At 72.0% G+C, this 16,067-nt stretch carries 12 protein-coding genes and 1 tRNA gene; 8 read left to right on the top strand and 5 right to left on the bottom strand.

The features are described from left to right. The first annotated feature begins 54 nt into the window (after positions 1-54). On the top strand, positions 55-594 hold the full coding sequence (locus ABZ478_RS12840) for a bacterial proteasome activator family protein (RefSeq protein ID WP_359548147.1): 540 nt from the start codon (positions 55-57) through the stop codon (positions 592-594). Between the two features lie 95 nt (positions 595-689). Here ABZ478_RS12840 and ABZ478_RS12835 read toward each other — a convergent pair whose 3' ends face one another. Continuing rightward, entirely contained in the window at positions 690-2,297 is a 1,608-nt protein-coding gene (locus ABZ478_RS12835; RefSeq protein WP_359548145.1) for a protein kinase, read from the bottom strand. Between the two features lie 343 nt (positions 2,298-2,640). Between ABZ478_RS12835 and ABZ478_RS12830 the strand changes: the two genes are divergently transcribed. Then, complete coding sequence (locus ABZ478_RS12830) at positions 2,641-4,224, top strand: protein kinase (RefSeq protein WP_359548143.1); 1,584 nt, start codon at positions 2,641-2,643, stop codon at positions 4,222-4,224. A gap of 82 nt (positions 4,225-4,306) precedes the next feature. On the opposite strand, the gene ABZ478_RS12825 is transcribed toward ABZ478_RS12830, so the two are convergent. Then, positions 4,307-5,296, bottom strand: coding sequence for a phosphotransferase (locus tag ABZ478_RS12825; protein WP_359548140.1), 990 nt, complete (start codon positions 5,294-5,296; stop codon positions 4,307-4,309). Positions 5,297-5,853: 557 nt separating this feature from the next. Here ABZ478_RS12825 and pdhA point away from each other — a divergent pair. From pdhA to ABZ478_RS12810, 3 genes are read left to right on the top strand one after another with little or no spacing between them, the layout of a single operon-like run. Further along, positions 5,854-7,041, top strand: coding sequence for a pyruvate dehydrogenase (acetyl-transferring) E1 component subunit alpha (gene pdhA, locus ABZ478_RS12820; protein ID WP_359548137.1), 1,188 nt, complete (start codon positions 5,854-5,856; stop codon positions 7,039-7,041). A 1-nt stretch (position 7,042) separates the two neighbouring features. Next, the gene (locus ABZ478_RS12815) at positions 7,043-8,020 is read left to right on the top strand and encodes an alpha-ketoacid dehydrogenase subunit beta (protein ID WP_359548135.1); all 978 of its coding nucleotides are present in this window, start codon (positions 7,043-7,045) and stop codon (positions 8,018-8,020) included. A gap of 11 nt (positions 8,021-8,031) precedes the next feature. Next, positions 8,032-9,405, top strand: a complete 1,374-nt coding sequence (locus ABZ478_RS12810) for a dihydrolipoamide acetyltransferase family protein (RefSeq protein WP_359548133.1) — start codon at positions 8,032-8,034, stop codon at positions 9,403-9,405. A 119-nt stretch (positions 9,406-9,524) separates the two neighbouring features. Here the strand turns inward: ABZ478_RS12810 and ABZ478_RS12805 are convergent, their stop codons facing one another. After that, positions 9,525-11,849 carry a hypothetical protein gene (locus tag ABZ478_RS12805; protein WP_359548131.1) on the bottom strand — a complete coding sequence of 775 codons (2,325 nt, stop codon included), beginning with the start codon at positions 11,847-11,849 and terminating at the stop codon, positions 9,525-9,527. Positions 11,850-11,851: 2 nt separating this feature from the next. Beyond that, positions 11,852-11,923: transfer RNA gene (locus ABZ478_RS12800), tRNA-Pro, on the bottom strand. A gap of 246 nt (positions 11,924-12,169) precedes the next feature. Between ABZ478_RS12800 and ABZ478_RS12795 the strand changes: the two genes are divergently transcribed. After that, entirely contained in the window at positions 12,170-12,922 is a 753-nt protein-coding gene (locus ABZ478_RS12795; RefSeq protein WP_359548130.1) for a hypothetical protein, read from the top strand. 80 nt (positions 12,923-13,002) lie between these two features. Here ABZ478_RS12795 and ABZ478_RS12790 read toward each other — a convergent pair whose 3' ends face one another. After that, complete coding sequence (locus ABZ478_RS12790) at positions 13,003-13,908, bottom strand: D-alanyl-D-alanine carboxypeptidase (protein WP_359548128.1); 906 nt, start codon at positions 13,906-13,908, stop codon at positions 13,003-13,005. A 188-nt stretch (positions 13,909-14,096) separates the two neighbouring features. Between ABZ478_RS12790 and ABZ478_RS12785 the strand changes: the two genes are divergently transcribed. Then, entirely contained in the window at positions 14,097-14,747 is a 651-nt protein-coding gene (locus ABZ478_RS12785) for a GntR family transcriptional regulator (RefSeq protein ID WP_359548125.1), read from the top strand. Next, on the top strand, positions 14,744-16,039 hold the full coding sequence (locus ABZ478_RS12780) for an MFS transporter (protein WP_359548124.1): 1,296 nt from the start codon (positions 14,744-14,746) through the stop codon (positions 16,037-16,039). Before ABZ478_RS12785 ends, ABZ478_RS12780 begins: the two co-directional genes overlap by 4 nt. Positions 16,040-16,067 lie beyond the last annotated feature (28 nt).

Raw genomic sequence — 16,067 nt, 5'->3', positions numbered from 1 at the left:
CCCCATGAGGGGGCAGCACGGTGATGAGGTGGGGGCGTGCGAGACAATGGCGGCATGGAGATGCCGAGGAACGAACGGTCGCCGGAGAATCCCCAGATCCTGGTCGTGGGTCAGGACGGCATGGCGATCGGCGGCGGGGACGAGGACTCCCGCGAGACGCCGGTGACGGACCAGGTCGAACAGCCGGCCAAGGTGATGCGGATCGGCAGCATGATCAAGCAGCTGCTCGAGGAGGTCCGGGTCGCTCCCCTCGACGAGGCCAGCCGGGTCCGGCTCAAGGACATCCACCGCAGCTCGGTGAAGGAGCTGGAGGACGGTCTGGCGCCGGAGCTGGTCGAGGAGCTGGAACGGCTGTCGCTGCCGTTCACCGACGACACGACGCCGAGCGACGCGGAACTGCGCATCGCGCAGGCCCAGTTGGTGGGCTGGCTGGAGGGCCTGTTCCACGGCATCCAGACGACGCTGTTCGCCCAGCAGATGGCCGCGCGCGCCCAGCTGGAGCAGATGCGCCGGGCGCTGCCGCCGGGTGTGGGCGGCCATGAGGGCGGTGACGACCCGCGCACGGGTGGCCGCTCGGGCGGCCCGTACCTGTAGTCCGGCCGGCGGCCCTGGCCGCCCGACAGGACAGAGGGCCCGGCGGTGGTCCGCCGGGCCCTTCGTTCACGGCCGCGTGGTGCGGCCGGGCGCTGTCAGGGGTTCCCCGTCGAGACGTTCAGCTGGATCTCGACGTCCTTCGGGTCGACGTCCGTGCCGCCCTTCGGGAACTGGTCGATGACCGCGCCCTGGCCGAAGGTGTTCTCGTCGACGTTCTTGGTCGTGACACGCCAGCCCGCGGCCGCCGCGCACTCCTTGACGGACTTGATGTACTTGAACCGGAAGTCCGGGAGCTCGATCTTCTTCTCGTCGTTGTACGACTCCTCCGGCTCCGTGCAGTCGGTCTCCTTGACCGTCTTCGACGTGTCCGGTCCCCGGTAGCCCGCCGCGTGGGCCGACGCCGAGGGGCTGGGGTCGTCGCCGCCCTGGTCGTCCGTGCCGCCGCTGTTCAGGCTCAGCGCGACGATCAGGCCGACGACCGCGACGAGGGACACCACGATCGAGCCGATGATCACCGGCTTGTTGTTCTTGCCGCCACCCCCGCCCGAGGACTGCACGGCCGTCTGGGGCGTGATGTTGTACGGCGGCGGGGTGGAGGGGGACTGCTGCCCGTACGCCGCCGGCGTCTGGTAGCCGCCCTGCTGGGGGTAGCCGTAGGCCGGGGCGGGCGCCGGGGTGCCGTACGGGTTCGGCTGGTACGGCGTCTGCACCGGGCCGGTCGGCGCCGGGGCCGCCTGGTCGACGGGCGGGAACACCGTGGCGCCCACGCCCGCGCCGCTCTGCGTCGGCCCGGTGCCCGGCACGATGCTGGGCGGGGCCACGTGCAGGGAGGCGGCGACACGAAGGCACTCGTCGCGCATGGACTCGGCGGTCGGGAAGCGCTCGTTCGGGTTCTTCTTCAGCGCGCGGGAGATCAGCGCGTCCACCGCGGGCGGCAGCGCGCGGTTGATCGAGGAGGCCGCGACCGGCACCTCCTGCACATGCGCGTAGGCGATCGCCAGCGGGGAGTCGGCGTCGAACGGCAGCCGCCCGGTCACGAGCTGGAACAGCATGATGCCGACCGAGTACAGGTCGGAGCGGGCGTCCACGCCCCGGCCGAGGGCCTGCTCGGGCGAGAGGTACTGGGGGGTGCCGACGACCATGCCGGTCTGGGTCATCGAGGTGACGCCGGACTGCATGGCGCGGGCGATGCCGAAGTCCATGACCTTGACCACGCCGCGCTTGGTCATCATCACGTTGCCCGGCTTGATGTCGCGGTGGACCAGGCCCATCTCGTGGCTGATCTCCAGCGCCGCCAGCACGTCCGCGGTGATCTTCAGCGCCTTGTCGGCGGGCATCGCGCCGGACTGCCGGACGTCCTCGTCGAGGACCGAGCCGAGCGGACGGCCCTCCACGTACTCCATGACGATGTACGGCATCGTCGCGCCGTCCAGCGCGTCCTCGCCGGTGTCGAAGACGGAGACGATGTTGGTGTGGGTGAGCTTGGCCACGGACTGGGCCTCGCGCCGGAACCGCTCACGGAAGGCCTGTTCCCGGCCGAGCTCGGAGTGCAGGGTCTTGATCGCGACCTGGCGGTCGAGCACGGTGTCGTAGGCCAGGTGGACCGAGGCCATGCCGCCCTGGCCGAGCAGGTCGCGCAGCTGGTAGCGACCGCCGGCCAGCGTCCGCCCCGCGTACCGCTCCTGTGCGCCGTCCTGGCTCATCTCTCCGCGTCCCCCACTGGCCGTCCGGCGCCGTCGCTGGGCGAACATGCCTTGATCGAATGTGTCATTCCCGGCCAAGTCTGCCCGAGGGCAGTGACACGTCAAGCTCGGTGCCCGTTCCGTGACCGTACGCGAAAGAAGCGTCGCGCAAGCGTTACAGCGGACGTACGAGCAGTGCACAGAATTTGCACGAGAGCGCGTGCTAGGGGTTTCATGACCGGTCCGTCTCGGGCCGGTTCCGGTTCCGGTTCCGGACCGGGGGCGGACGCGGAGGCTGTAGCGTGGCCGACGGAGACCGTAACAACACCGCGCGCACCGCGGGCAGAAACGACGGCGAGGACCGATGGCACAGACGCACAGCGCCCAGGGCCCGTCCGACCCCGAGGCGACTGGCGGCGGCATGTCAGAGACGCCCGAGATGTGGGGCAACGGCGGGCTCGTCGGCGACGGCCGGTACCGGTTGACCCACCGGCTGGGCCGGGGTGGCATGGCCGAGGTGTTCGCGGCCGAGGACGTCCGGCTGGGCCGCACGGTCGCGGTCAAGCTGCTCCGTGCCGACCTGGCCGAGGACCCGGTCTCCAAGGCCCGCTTCACGCGCGAGGCCCAGTCGGTCGCCGGACTCAACCACCACGCGATCGTCGCCGTGTACGACTCCGGCGAGGATGTCGTGGGCGGCCAGTCGGTGCCCTACATCGTGATGGAGCTGGTCGAGGGCCGCACCATCCGCGACCTGCTGCTCAACGCCGAGGCGCCGGGCCCCGAGCAGGCCCTGATCATCGTGTCCGGTGTGCTGGAGGCGCTCGCCTACTCGCACCAGCACGGCATCGTGCACCGCGACATCAAGCCGGCCAACGTCATCATCACCGACAACGGCGCCGTGAAGGTGATGGACTTCGGCATCGCCCGCGCGCTGCACGGCGCGTCGACGACGATGACGCAGACCGGCATGGTGATGGGCACCCCGCAGTACCTCTCCCCCGAGCAGGCGCTCGGCAAGGCCGTCGACCACCGCTCCGACCTGTACGCGACCGGCTGCCTGCTGTACGAACTTCTCTCCCTGCGGCCTCCGTTCACCGGCGAGACCCCGCTGTCGGTGGTCTACCAGCACGTCCAGGACATCCCCACCCCGCCCTCGGAGGCCTCCGACGCCTGCCCGCCGGAGCTGGACGGCCTGGTCATGCGCTCGCTCGCCAAGGAGCCCGACGACCGGTTCCAGACCGCCGAGGAGATGCGCGGCCTGATCCAGTACAGCCTGCAGATGCTGTACGAGCAGGGCGGCCACACCGGCACCTGGAACACCGGGCCGGTGAACACGCACGACGGCCGGCATGCCCCGGCGGCCGGGTTCGCGGGGACGGCCGTGATGCAGCACCCCGGCGACTTCGGGGCCGGCACCACTCAGATCCCGCAGCCGATTCTGCCCGGCGGGTACGGGGGCGGCGACGACGGCGGCTTCGAGGGACACGGCAACCGGGGCAGCGGCCGCGGCAAGCTCTGGATCCTCGCCGTGCTCGCCGTGATCGCGATCGCCGCCGGTGTCGCGCTGGCGCTCAACCACAACAACGACGGCAGCGGCGGCGGGACCAAGCCGACGCCGACCCACTCCAAGGCCACGAAGGACGAGACGGCCTCCGAGTCGCCGTCCGACGACAACACCGACCAGCCCACGGACCCGTCCACCGACAACGGGACGGACAACGGCAGCGGTTCGAACTGGGGGACTCCGTCGTACACCCCCTCGTACACCCCGTCCCAGCCGGCCACCGACGACCCGAGCGACGAGCCGTCGGACCCGGAGCCCTCGGAGCCGCAGTCGTCGGATCCGACGGACGGCGGCACGGACGCGGGGACCACGGACGGCACCGACGGCGGTGTCACGGAGGGCTCGGACGGGGGCGTCACCCCGTCCGCCCCGGTGTCGCCCTGAGACGCCTCGGCTGAACCACTCCCACGCGCGCGGGCGGGCCACGGCTCACCCGCGCGCGTGGCGTTTTCCGTGCCCCGGGACCTCACCCCGTGAACGCGTCGCACACCGCGTCGTACTCGCGCGTCCACCACACCGCGAGCGCCGAGGCGGCCGGGAACTGGCAGTCCGCGCGGGTGTCCCCGCGCTCGTAGTGCCAGCGCAGCATCCAGAAGTCGTTCAGCCGCTCCCACCACACCCGGTGCACGGCCGCCGCCAGCTCGGACGGCGCGGCGCGGGCCGCGCGCCGGTACGCGCGCGCGTACGCCCGGACCTTCGGCAGGTCGAGCGCCCCCGCGGGCCGTACGAAGAAGATCGCGGCGGCGCGTACGGCCTCCTCGGCGCGGGGCTGCACGCCCAGCCGGTCCCAGTCGACGATGGCGGCCGGGCCGTCGTCCTTGTAGAGCAGATTGAAGGGGTGGAAGTCGCCGTGCACCCAGCCGACCGGGCCGCCGCGCGGCGGGCGCCGGCCGGCGTGCTGCTCCAGCAGGTCGCGGCGTTCCAGGAGCCGGTGGCGGGCGAGCTCGTCGAACGCGTCGGCGGGACGGTGGCGGCGTACGTGGCCGAGCAGCTCGTCGATCAGGGCGAACGAGTCGGCCGGGTCGGCGCTCTCGACCGGGTGCGGGCCGGTCGCCGGGCGGGTGCGCCCCTTGGGCGGCATCACCCGCTCCAGACAGGCGTGCACGGCGCCCAGGAGCGCCCCAAGGCGCGCGCTCTCGGAGCGGGTGAGCTGGCCGCCGTGGCGGTGCCGCCCGTCGATCCAGGGGTGCAATGCGTAGGCGTGGCCGCCCACGACGGCGACCGTGCGGCCTTCGCGGTGCGCGAGCGGCTGCGCCACGGGGACGCCGAGGTCGGCCAGGCGCTGGGTGGCCCGGTGGCGGCGTTCGATGGCGGCCGGGTCGGCGGTGTCCGGATCGAAGTGGTGCTTGAGGAAGTAGCGGCCGCGGGTGGTGCGGACCCGGTATCCGCGGTTCAGCAGGCCCTGGTCGACGGGTTCGCAGGCGAGGGCGGTACCCGCGGCGTACAGGCGCAGCAAGGCGCCAAGAGGGGGCGCGTGCGGTACAGGGGGTGGTACACAAGAGCGCGGCACGCGCCAGATGCTAGGGCACGCAAGAGCCCGGTGAGCTGCGGCTTGTCACGGACAGTCATCGGTGATCGCATTCGGTCACAGGGTGTGCATGGGTGAAACGTGTCGCCGGGCGTCCAGATTCCCGTCTCGGATTATGAGACAGCTCAACGGTCATATCCGGAATTCTCACCTTTCGCCCGCGAGGCACGAGTCACAAGTCGGCTCTTCCCGTGTCCGGGGTCGCCGGGATAACGTGCCGTTGCTCCGGCCTCCTGCAAGGCTGTGACCAGCAACCTTCCGTCTCCTGCGGATTTACTTGGAAATCCAAGCAAAAACGCAGGTCAGGAGGGGTTTCACAGATATGTGGAGCACTGGGTAACGTAAATGCCGCAGGGCGCTCGCCGGGGCACCTGTCACGCCTGTTCCCGGCCGAGTGGCACCCACCCCGTGCCCGGTGGTCGAAAACAGGTGAGCCGCACTGGCCTACCGGCAACCCCGGGGGCCGGAACGACGGAGGAGCACACGTGACCGTGGACAGCAGTGCCGCGCGCAAGCCGCGACGCAGCGCCGCAGGCAAGGCCGGCACCACCGGCACCAAGCGCACCACCCGCACCACCCAGAAGAGCACCGACCCGGAGCTGGTGCAGCTCCTGACGCCCGAGGGCAAGCGGGTCAAGAACGCCGAGTACGACCGCTACGTCGACGGGATCACCCCCGACGAGCTGCGCGGCCTGTACCGCGACATGGTGCTCACCCGACGCTTCGACGCCGAGGCCACAGCGCTGCAGCGCCAGGGCGAGCTGGGCCTGTGGGCCTCGCTGCTCGGCCAGGAGGCCGCACAGATCGGCTCCGGCCGGGCCCTGCGCGACGACGACTACGTCTTCCCGACCTACCGCGAGCACGGCGTCGCCTGGTGCCGCGGGGTCGACCCCACGAACCTGCTCGGGATGTTCCGCGGCGTGAACAACGGCGGCTGGGACCCGAACGGCAACAACTTCCACCTGTACACGATCGTCATCGGCTCCCAGACGCTGCACGCCACGGGATACGCGATGGGCGTGGCCAAGGACGGCGCCGACTCGGCCGTCATCGCCTACTTCGGCGACGGCGCCTCCAGCCAGGGCGACGTGGCCGAATCGTTCACCTTCTCCGCGGTCTACAACGCGCCGGTGGTGTTCTTCTGCCAGAACAACCAGTGGGCGATCTCCGAGCCCACCGAGAAGCAGAGCCGCGTGCCGCTCTACCAGCGCGCCCAGGGCTTCGGCTTCCCGGGCGTGCGCGTGGACGGCAACGACGTGCTGGCCTGCCTCGCGGTCACCAAGTGGGCGCTGGAGCGCGCCCGCGACGGCGAGGGCCCCACCCTGGTCGAGGCGTTCACCTACCGCATGGGCGCTCACACCACCTCCGACGACCCCAGCCGGTACCGGGGCGACGAGGAGCGGCTGGCCTGGGAGGCGAAGGACCCGATCCTGCGTCTTCGCCGGTTCCTGGAGGCCTCGAACCACGCGGACGAGGGATTCTTCGCGGAACTCGAGGCCGAGTCCGAGGCGTTGGGCAGGCGAGTGCGCGAAGCGGTCCGTGCCATGCCGGACCCGGACCACTTCGCCATCTTCGAGAACGTGTACGCGGACGGGCACGCGCTCGTCGACGAGGAGCGAGCCCAGTTCGCCGCCTACCAGGCGTCGTTCGCGGACGCAGAGGGGGGTCACTGAGATGGCCGAGAAGATGGCTCTTGCCAAGGCGATCAACGAGTCGCTGCGGCGCGCTCTGGAGACGGACCCCAAGGTCGTCGTCATGGGTGAGGACGTCGGCAAGCTCGGCGGTGTCTTCCGGGTGACGGACGGCCTGCAGAAGGACTTCGGCGAGAGCCGGGTCATCGACACCCCGCTCGCCGAGTCGGGCATCGTCGGCACCGCGATCGGTCTCGCCCTGCGCGGCTACCGCCCGGTGGTGGAGATCCAGTTCGACGGTTTCGTCTTCCCGGCCTACGACCAGATCGTCACCCAGCTCGCGAAGATGCACGCCAGGTCGCTGGGCAAGGTCAAGATGCCCGTCGTCATCCGCATCCCCTACGGCGGTGGCATCGGCGCGGTCGAGCACCACTCGGAGTCCCCCGAGACCCTGTTCGCGCACGTGGCCGGCCTGAAGGTCGTCTCCCCGTCGAACGCGTCGGACGCCTACTGGATGATGCAGCAGGCCATCCAGAGCGACGACCCGGTGATCTACTTCGAGCCCAAGCGCCGCTACTGGGACAAGGGCGAGGTGGACGCGGAGGCGATCCCCGGCCCGCTGCACAAGGCGCGGGTGGTGCGCGAGGGCACGGATCTGACCCTGGCCGCGTACGGCCCGATGGTGAAGCTGTGCCATGAGGTCGCGAACGCGGCCGCCGAGGAGGGCAAGTCCCTGGAGGTGCTGGACCTGCGCTCGGTCAGCCCCCTCGACTTCGACTCCGTCCAGGCCTCGGTGGAGAAGACCCGCCGCCTGGTCGTGGTCCACGAGGCCCCGGTGTTCTTCGGCTCCGGCGCGGAGATCGCCGCCCGGATCACCGAGCGGTGCTTCTACCACCTGGAGGCCCCGGTGCTCCGGGTCGGCGGCTACCACGCCCCGTACCCGCCGGCCCGCCTGGAGGAGGAGTACCTGCCGGGCCTGGACCGGGTGCTCGACGCCGTCGACCGTGCCCTGGCGTACTGAGGAGAGGGTTCGTGACGACGATGACGGAATCATCCGTACGCGAGTTCAAGATGCCCGACGTGGGCGAGGGACTCACCGAGGCCGAGATCCTCAAGTGGTACGTCCAGCCCGGTGACACGGTCACCGACGGCCAGGTGGTGTGCGAGGTCGAGACCGCCAAGGCGGCCGTCGAACTCCCCATCCCCTACGACGGTGTGGTCCGCGAGCTGCGCTTCCCCGAGGGCACCACGGTCGACGTGGGCACGGCCATCATCGCGGTGGACGTGTCGGGCGGTGCGGCACCGGAGGCCCCCGAGGCGCCGGAAGCCGAGCCGACGGGCCGCCAGCCGGTCCTGGTCGGCTACGGCGTGGCCACCACCTCCACCAAGCGCCGTCCGCGCAAGGGCTCGCAGGCCACCGTCCCGGCCGCCGCCCAGGCGGTCCAGGCCGAGCTGAACGGGCACAGCGCCCCGGCGGCCCCCGAGCGGGTCCGTCCGCTGGCCAAGCCGCCGGTGCGCAAGCTGGCGAAGGACCTCGGTGTCGACCTCGCCACGGTCACCCCGTCCGGCCCGGACGGTGTCATCACCCGCGAGGACGTCCACGCGGCCGCGGCGCCGCAGGCCACCGAGACCGCCGCGCCGGTCACGGAGGCCCCCGCCGTCCAGGCTCCGGCCGCCGCGCCCGCCGCCGTGACCGCCGACGGCGTCCGCGAGACCCGGATCCCGGTCAAGGGCGTCCGCAGGGCGACGGCGACGGCGATGGTCGGCTCCGCCTTCACCGCACCCCACGTCACGGAGTTCGTGACGGTGGACGTGACGCGCACGATGAAGCTGGTCGAGGAACTCAAGCAGGACAAGGAGTTCCAGGGCCTGCGGGTGAACCCGCTGCTGCTGATCGCCAAGGCGCTGCTGGTCGCCATCAGGCGCAACCCGGACGTCAACGCGTCCTGGGACGAGGCGAACCAGGAGATCGTGCTCAAGCACTACGTCAACCTGGGCATCGCGGCCGCCACCCCGCGCGGTCTGATCGTGCCGAACATCAAGGACGCCCACGCCAAGACGCTGCCGCAGCTCGCGCAGTCGCTGGGCGAGCTGGTGTCCACGGCACGTGAGGGCAAGACCTCGCCGGCCGCGATGCAGGGCGGCACGGTCACCATCACCAATGTCGGCGTCTTCGGCGTCGACACCGGCACGCCGATCCTCAACCCCGGCGAGTCCGCGATCCTGGCGGTCGGCGCGATCAAGCTCCAGCCGTGGGTCCACAAGGGCAAGGTGAAGCCGCGCCAGGTGACGACGCTCGCGCTGAGCTTCGACCACCGCCTGGTCGACGGCGAGCTGGGCTCCAAGGTGCTGGCGGACGTGGCGGCGATCCTGGAGCAGCCGAAGCGGCTGATGACCTGGGCCTGACGGCTGTCGCCCGGGTGATTCCCGAGCGCTGAGGGGGGTGGTCGCGACTTCGTCTCGCGACCGCCCCCTCTCCCGTTCGGCCCCGGTTCAGGCGGCCGCGGGCACGGAGCCCGTGCCGCCTAGCGCGGGTGCGGACCGGGCGCCGGGTCCGCACGGAACCAGTGGCCGCCCGTGCTCCAGCCCAGCAGCCGGCGGCCGGGGCCCCGGTCCGCCCGCCCGCCGGACAGGACCTGACGCAGTCCGGCGAGGGCGGGGGCGAGCCGCCCGGTGATGTGCCAGGGCTGCCGCGAGCACTCCTCGGTGAAGCGGTCCAGGGTGCGCCTCTGCTGGTCCGCCGTGCACAGGGCCAGGTGGAACACCATCTGCCGCCAGGCGTAGGCGACGTCCTTGATGGTGCCGAGCGGCCGCGGGTTGTGGTGGACGCGTCCGGTCAGCCGGCACACCGTGTCGAAGCAGCGCAGGGCCAGGTCGTCCCAGCCGGTGCCGGGATCGATGCCGACCCGATGGACCAGCGTGGCCAGGTTGTGGGTGGTGAGGATCTGCGCCTGCTCGATCACCGTGCCGTTCCCCGCGACCCAGGAGCCGGACCGCCCCGTGCCCGGCGCGAACTCCGCCGCCCGCTGCCGGCACAGCGCGGCGAACCCGGGAGACGTACGGACCGCCTGGGACCGGCGGGCGGAATCGGCCGCCTCGATGACGGCGAGGTTGCGCACCGCCGCGTAGTCGACGGCGTAGTACCGCTCGTACAGCGAGCCACCGCCGAGGAGTTCGGCCGCGACACGCGCGGCGGTGAGGAACTTCGGGCTGAACGTGCCCATGAAGATGTCGGCCGCGAGTTCCTCCACGAAGGGAGCGCCCAGCTCGGCCTGACGGGCCAGCACGGACAGCTCTCGGACCAGCGGGTTGGGCAGGATCGTGCCGGGGAAGGCGCGCACCGCGAGCCCGCCCAGCTGCCGCAGCGCCCCGGCCGCGGCCTCGTCCGCCCCCGAGCCGTCCCGCTGGGCGGCGACGGCCCGCACCCACGGCAGTTCCTCCACCCGTACCTGCCGCTCGAGGTCGAACAGCAGCAGGGAGCGGCGGTTGCGGAAGGCGCGGTAGTGGGCGGCGGCGAGCGACCTCAGGGCCGGGTCGCGGTGGGCCTCGGCGGTGGTGGCGGCGACGAGCTGGGGGACCAGCTCGGCCAGTACCTCCGCCGACGGTACGACGCCGCGCTCCACGAGCACGGCGACGGGCGCACTGAGCGCGGCTTCCACGGGCCGGCCCACGGCGGCCGGGACGACCGCGCCCGCGGGCACACCCGTTTCGCCCGCCTCCCGCTCGCTCACCGGGGCGACAACGGGCTCCACTTCTTCGACCCCGCCGTCCTGCGGCAGGCCGGACAGGCGGCCCAGTACGACGCCGGCCAGCGCGTGGTGGGAGGGCAGCGCGGCGTGGGCGGCCTGCCGCCGGCGCAGGGCGGTGTGCCCGGCGCTGCCGGGACGCCCGCGCCGCCGGACCATGGAGGCGACGGCGTGCCGCAGCAGCCCGAGCCGCCGCGGCGTGAGCGCCCGTGCGGCGACGGCCTCCTCCAGCGCGCCGCGCAGGATGCCCAGGTTCTCCTTGGGCCGCAGGTGCTTGGTGCAGTGCGTGTGGCGGCGGGCGAGTTCGTGGTAGCGGCGCAGCAGCGCGGTGGAGCGGGCGTGCCACGGGTCGGCGGGGCCGGGGACGCTCATGTGCCCCCGCTCGTCGGTCACCTCCAGCCAGTGCAGCAGCAGTTCGTCGCCGAAGGGGTGCCAGACGGCCAGGGCCTCGCGCTGCGTCTCGACGGCCGTGCTGGGACGGCGGGCGGCGAGCGCCGCGCGGGCGTCGGCCACGGTGGAGCGGTGCACGGAGTCGGGCGGGGGCGTGGGCCGGCCGGACGGGCGCGGGCCGAAACGGAGCCGGTCCGCGAACGGCGCGAGCTCCTCCACCAGGTCGAGCGCGGCCGCCTGCTCCCCGGCCCGGACCAGCCAGGCGACGGTGAGCAGCGCGGCCTCCTCGGGAACGGTCACCTCGTAACGGCCGTTGTCGAGAAGACCGTGGAGATGTGCGAGCCCGTCCTCGGACAGGAAGTGCGCGAAGAGCGCCCGCCGGGTCTCGGGCACACCGGCGCGACGCGCGGTGGCGATCTCGTGGTCGAGCAGCGGGCCGCCCGCGCTCGGCTCGCCGGTGGCGAAGCCGCCCCGGACCACCTCGGGCGTGACCCAGGCGGGCAGGCCGGCGACGGGCGTGCGGGAACCGATCGTCAGCAGGCCGTTCGCCATCCCGTCCAGCACGGCGCGCCACCTGCGGCCGCGTTCAGCGCCGCGCCGGCGGGCCTCCGGGTCAGGGTGGGCGGCGGCCGTACGGAAGGCGGCGGCCAGCTGAGAGGCCGCGTATCCGGGGTTCGCCTGGGCAAGGTGCTGCTGCTCAGCGTCGTCGTTCATAGCCGACGTGGCGGGTCCCGCCCCCGCGCCCTCCGGGTCCCGAGCCCGGTGCTCTGCTGCTGAGCTACACGTCGATGGCCGACGTGGCGGGTTCCGCCCCCGCGCCCTCCGGGTGTAGAGCCCGGTGCTCTGCTGCTGAGCTACACGTCGATGGGCCGACAGTAGGTGGCGGGACTCCGCCCCCACAAAGGGTTTTCGGTGTCGTGCAGGGTCATCATGGGTGCCGGATCAATACCCTGACGGCCTGCCAGGGGCGTCTCGGGGTCGAGCCGGGGAAGTCACCGATGTGGCGGCTGGGGCGCGGGCGGCACGCTGGTGACATGTCGGAAACCACTGCCGCCCGCCGCGGTCCCTCTCTCCTCCGCCGCCTCGCCGCCCCCGTCGCCGCCGCCGCTCTCCTGGCGGGTGCGGCCGGTGTGTGGGCGTCCGGTGCCGCCCACGCCGCGCCCGCCGCCGGCACCCGGTCCATCACCGGGTTCGGCGACTGCCCGGCTCTTCCCGAGGGCGTGGACCCCGCACGCTGGAAGTGCGAGGTGCACACGGCCGCCCCGAAGCTGACCATGGGCAAGGTCACCATGACGCTCGCCCCGATCACCATGACGCACGCCGAGGGGCCCCTGCCGGACGGCACCGACGGTGGGGTCTGGGGTGCGATGCACAGCGCGCCGACCGCCGTACCGGGCGGCCTCACCGGCACCCCGGCGGCCGAGCACGCCGGGGCACTGGGCCTGGCGATACAGCCGGAGTACGGCGGACGGTCGGACTTCTACACCGGACAGCTCAGTCTCCGCTTCCGGTTGCTGAGTCCCTTGCTGCCCCGCTCCTGCGCCATCGGGGCGAGCGCGCCGGTCGACTTCCAGGTGAAGCGGTCGGGCCCCTCGAAGCACGTCTCCCAGGACCCGCCGGTGATCGAGTTCTCGGCGTACGACGACACCTTCACGGCGCCCGCGCCCGAACACTGCGGACCGCTGACGGGTCCCCTCGGCAGACGCCTCGGCCTGCCGGCGGCCACCGGGAACCGGCTGTCCTACGACGCCTCGTACACCTACCGGACCTACGACCAGCTCACGTAGCGGCATCCCGCCCGGCGGAGGCCCGCACGGCGAAGGGCCCGCCGCACGTGGTGCGACGGGCCCCGGTGGCCTGGCTGCCGTCAGCCGAGCTTGGCGAAGCCGTAGTTGAGGAGCTTCTTCGCGTCCGACTCACGCTGCGCGATGGAGGTGGAGGCGAGGACGGTGCCGACGACCGTCTTGCCGTTCCGGGTCGCGGCGAAGACCAGGCAGTACTTGGCCTCGGGGCCGGAGCCGGTCTTCACACCGATGGTGCCGCTGTAGCTGCTGAGCAGACCGTTGGTGTTGTCCCACGTCTTCATCGTGCGGGTGCTGCCGGTCTTGGTGATCGTCTTCGCCGTGTAGTGCTTGGTCTTGACGACCGTACGGAACGTGGAGCTCTTCAGCGCGCTGCTGGCCAGCTTGGTCAGGTCGCGCGGCGTCGAGTAGTTGGAGCCGTTGCCGATGCCGTCGAACGAGTCGAAGTGCGTGTTCGTCATGCCGAGGGTCCTGGCGGTGGAGTTCATCTTGGAGATGAACGACGCCACGCGCTTGGCCCGCGTCGAGCCGGTGCCGAACTTGTCCGCGAGCGCGTAGGCGGCGTCGCAGCCGGACGGGAGCATCAGGCCGTACAGCAGCTGCCGGACGGTGACCTTGTCGCCGACGATCAGGTGCGCCTGGGAGGCGTTGTTCCTGACGACGTAGTCGCTGTACTCCTTCTGGATCGTCACCTTGGCGTCCAGATTGAGGTTCGACTGGGCGAGCACGACCTTCGCGGTCATGATCTTGGTGGTGGAGCCGGTGGACCGCTTGGTGTCCGCTGCCTTGGTGTACAGCGTCTTGGCGTTGGCGTTGTTCATCACGTAGCCGCCCTTGGCCACGATCGAGGGCGTGGTGACGGCCTGCGCGGGTGCCGCGGTGAGAGCCCCGGTGGCGAGCAGCGCGCCGGACGTCACAGCGACGGCGGTTGCTCGGCGGATACGGCGGGTGCCCTTGATGCCGGTAATCAAAGCGATATACCCCGATTGTCTGGAATGCCCCTGATATGCGGCCGAGTTGAGGTGGCGAGCGAGTGGGGCCGCACGAGTGTGACACGTAAGTAGCACAGATGGTTGTGCGGCCGCTGGGGGCGATTTCCGTCACGTCCGCATGGTGGACCAGGCCCCTCTTGCGTACGTGTTGTATCTATCCTGTCGGCATGGCAACGCCCGTGAAGCAACCACCCGCCGCCGACCGCGTCTACAGCCACGTCAAACAGGGCGTACTCGACCGCCGCTACGAGGGCGGGACGCTGCTCACCGAGGGCGAGCTGGCCGATGCCGTGGGCGTCTCGCGCACCCCGGTCCGGGAGGCGCTGCTGCGGCTGGAGGTGGAGGGCCTGATCCGGCTCTACCCGAAGAAGGGCGCGCTGGTCCTGCCGGTGTCGGCGCAGGAGATCGCCGACGTCGTCGAGACCCGGCTGCTGGTGGAGGAGCACGCGGCGCGCAAGGCCGTACCCGCGTCGCCGGCCCTGCTGGAGCGGCTCGCGGAACTGCTGGAGAGGCAGAAGGCGCAGGCCGCCGCCGGTGACTTCGCCGCCGCCGCGGTGACCGACCGCTGCTTCCACGCCGAGATCGTGCGCAGTGGCGGCAACGAGATCCTCTCGCGGCTGTACGACCAGCTCCGCGACCGCCAGCTGCGGATGGGTGTCGCCGTCATGCACTCGCACCCGGACCGGATCGCCAAGACGCTCGCCGAGCACGAGGAGATCCTGCGGGCCCTGGGCTCCGGTGACGCGGAGGCGGCTGTCGGGGTCGTGCACCGGCACGTGAGCTGGTTCTCGCACCTCGCGCGGGGTGAGGTGCGATGAGCGGCGCCACCCTGCCGGGTGACCCCCCGGGCGGCCGTCGCGCCGTCAGGGTGTGGTCGATCGGCGTCTCGGTCTACTTCGTCGCCGTCATCTTCCGCACCTCCCTGGGCGTGGCCGGCCTGGACGCGGTCGACCGCTTCCACGTGGGCGCCTCGGCGCTCTCGACCTTCTCCATCCTTCAGCTCCTGGTCTACGCCGGCATGCAGATACCCGTCGGCCTGCTGGTCGACCGGCTCGGCACCAAGAAGGTGCTGAGCCTCGGCGCGGTGCTGTTCACGCTGGGCCAGCTCGGCTTCGCCTTCTCGCCCTCCTACGGCATGGCGCTCGCCTCGCGCGCGCTGCTCGGCTGCGGTGACGCGCTGACCTTCATCAGCGTGCTGCGCCTCGGCACCCGCTGGTTCCCCGCCCGGCGAGGACCGCTGGTCGCCCAGCTCGCGGGCCTGGCCGGCATGGCCGGCAACCTGGTCTCCACCCTGGTCATCGCCCGGCTGCTGCACGGCGTCGGCTGGACCGCCGCGTTCGCCGGCAGCGCGCTGGCCGGTGCGGTCGTACTCGTCCTGACGCTGCTGTTCCTGAAGGACCACCCCGAGGGGCACGAACCCGCCCCGTCCCCGCACCAGGGCGCGGTCTACGTCCGCCGGCAGATCGCGGCGGCCTGGCGGGAGCCCGGCACCCGGCTGGGCATGTGGGTGCACTTCACCACCCAGTTCCCGGCGATGGTCTTCCTGCTGCTGTGGGGCCTGCCGTTCCTGGTCCAGGCGCAGGGCCTCAGCCGCGCCACGGCCGGCGAACTGCTCACCCTGGTCGTGCTGTCCAACATGGTGATCGGCCTGGTCTACGGCCAGGTCGTGGCCCGGCACCACGCGGCCCGGCTGCCGCTGGCACTGGGCACGGTCACCGCGACCGCGCTGGTCTGGGCGGTCACGCTCGCCTACCCGGCCGAGCACGCGCCGATGTGGCTCCTGGTGGTGCTGTGCGCGGTGCTCGGCGCCTGTGGCCCCGCCTCGATGCTCGGCTTCGACTTCGCCCGCCCGGCCAACCCGCCCGAGCGACAGGGCACCGCCTCCGGCATCACCAACATGGGCGGTTTCATCGCCTCGATGACGACGCTGTTCGCGGTCGGTGTGCTGCTGGACGCGACCGGCGACGACTACACGGTGGCCTTCTCAGCGGTGTTCGTCCTGCAGGCCCTCGGCGTCAGCCAGATCCTCCGCCTGCGCGGCCGGGCCGCCCGCCGGGAGCGGGAGCGCCTGGTGGCGAGCCGGGTGGAAACGGTCCACGTGCCGGCGTGAACCGCGTACCCGGCGGGCGCCCGGTCCG

The organism is Streptomyces sp. NPDC005706 (assembly GCF_040631045.1).
In the GTDB taxonomy this organism is placed as follows: domain Bacteria; phylum Actinomycetota; class Actinomycetes; order Streptomycetales; family Streptomycetaceae; genus Streptomyces.
This window is presented reverse-complemented; position numbering and strand designations above follow the sequence as displayed.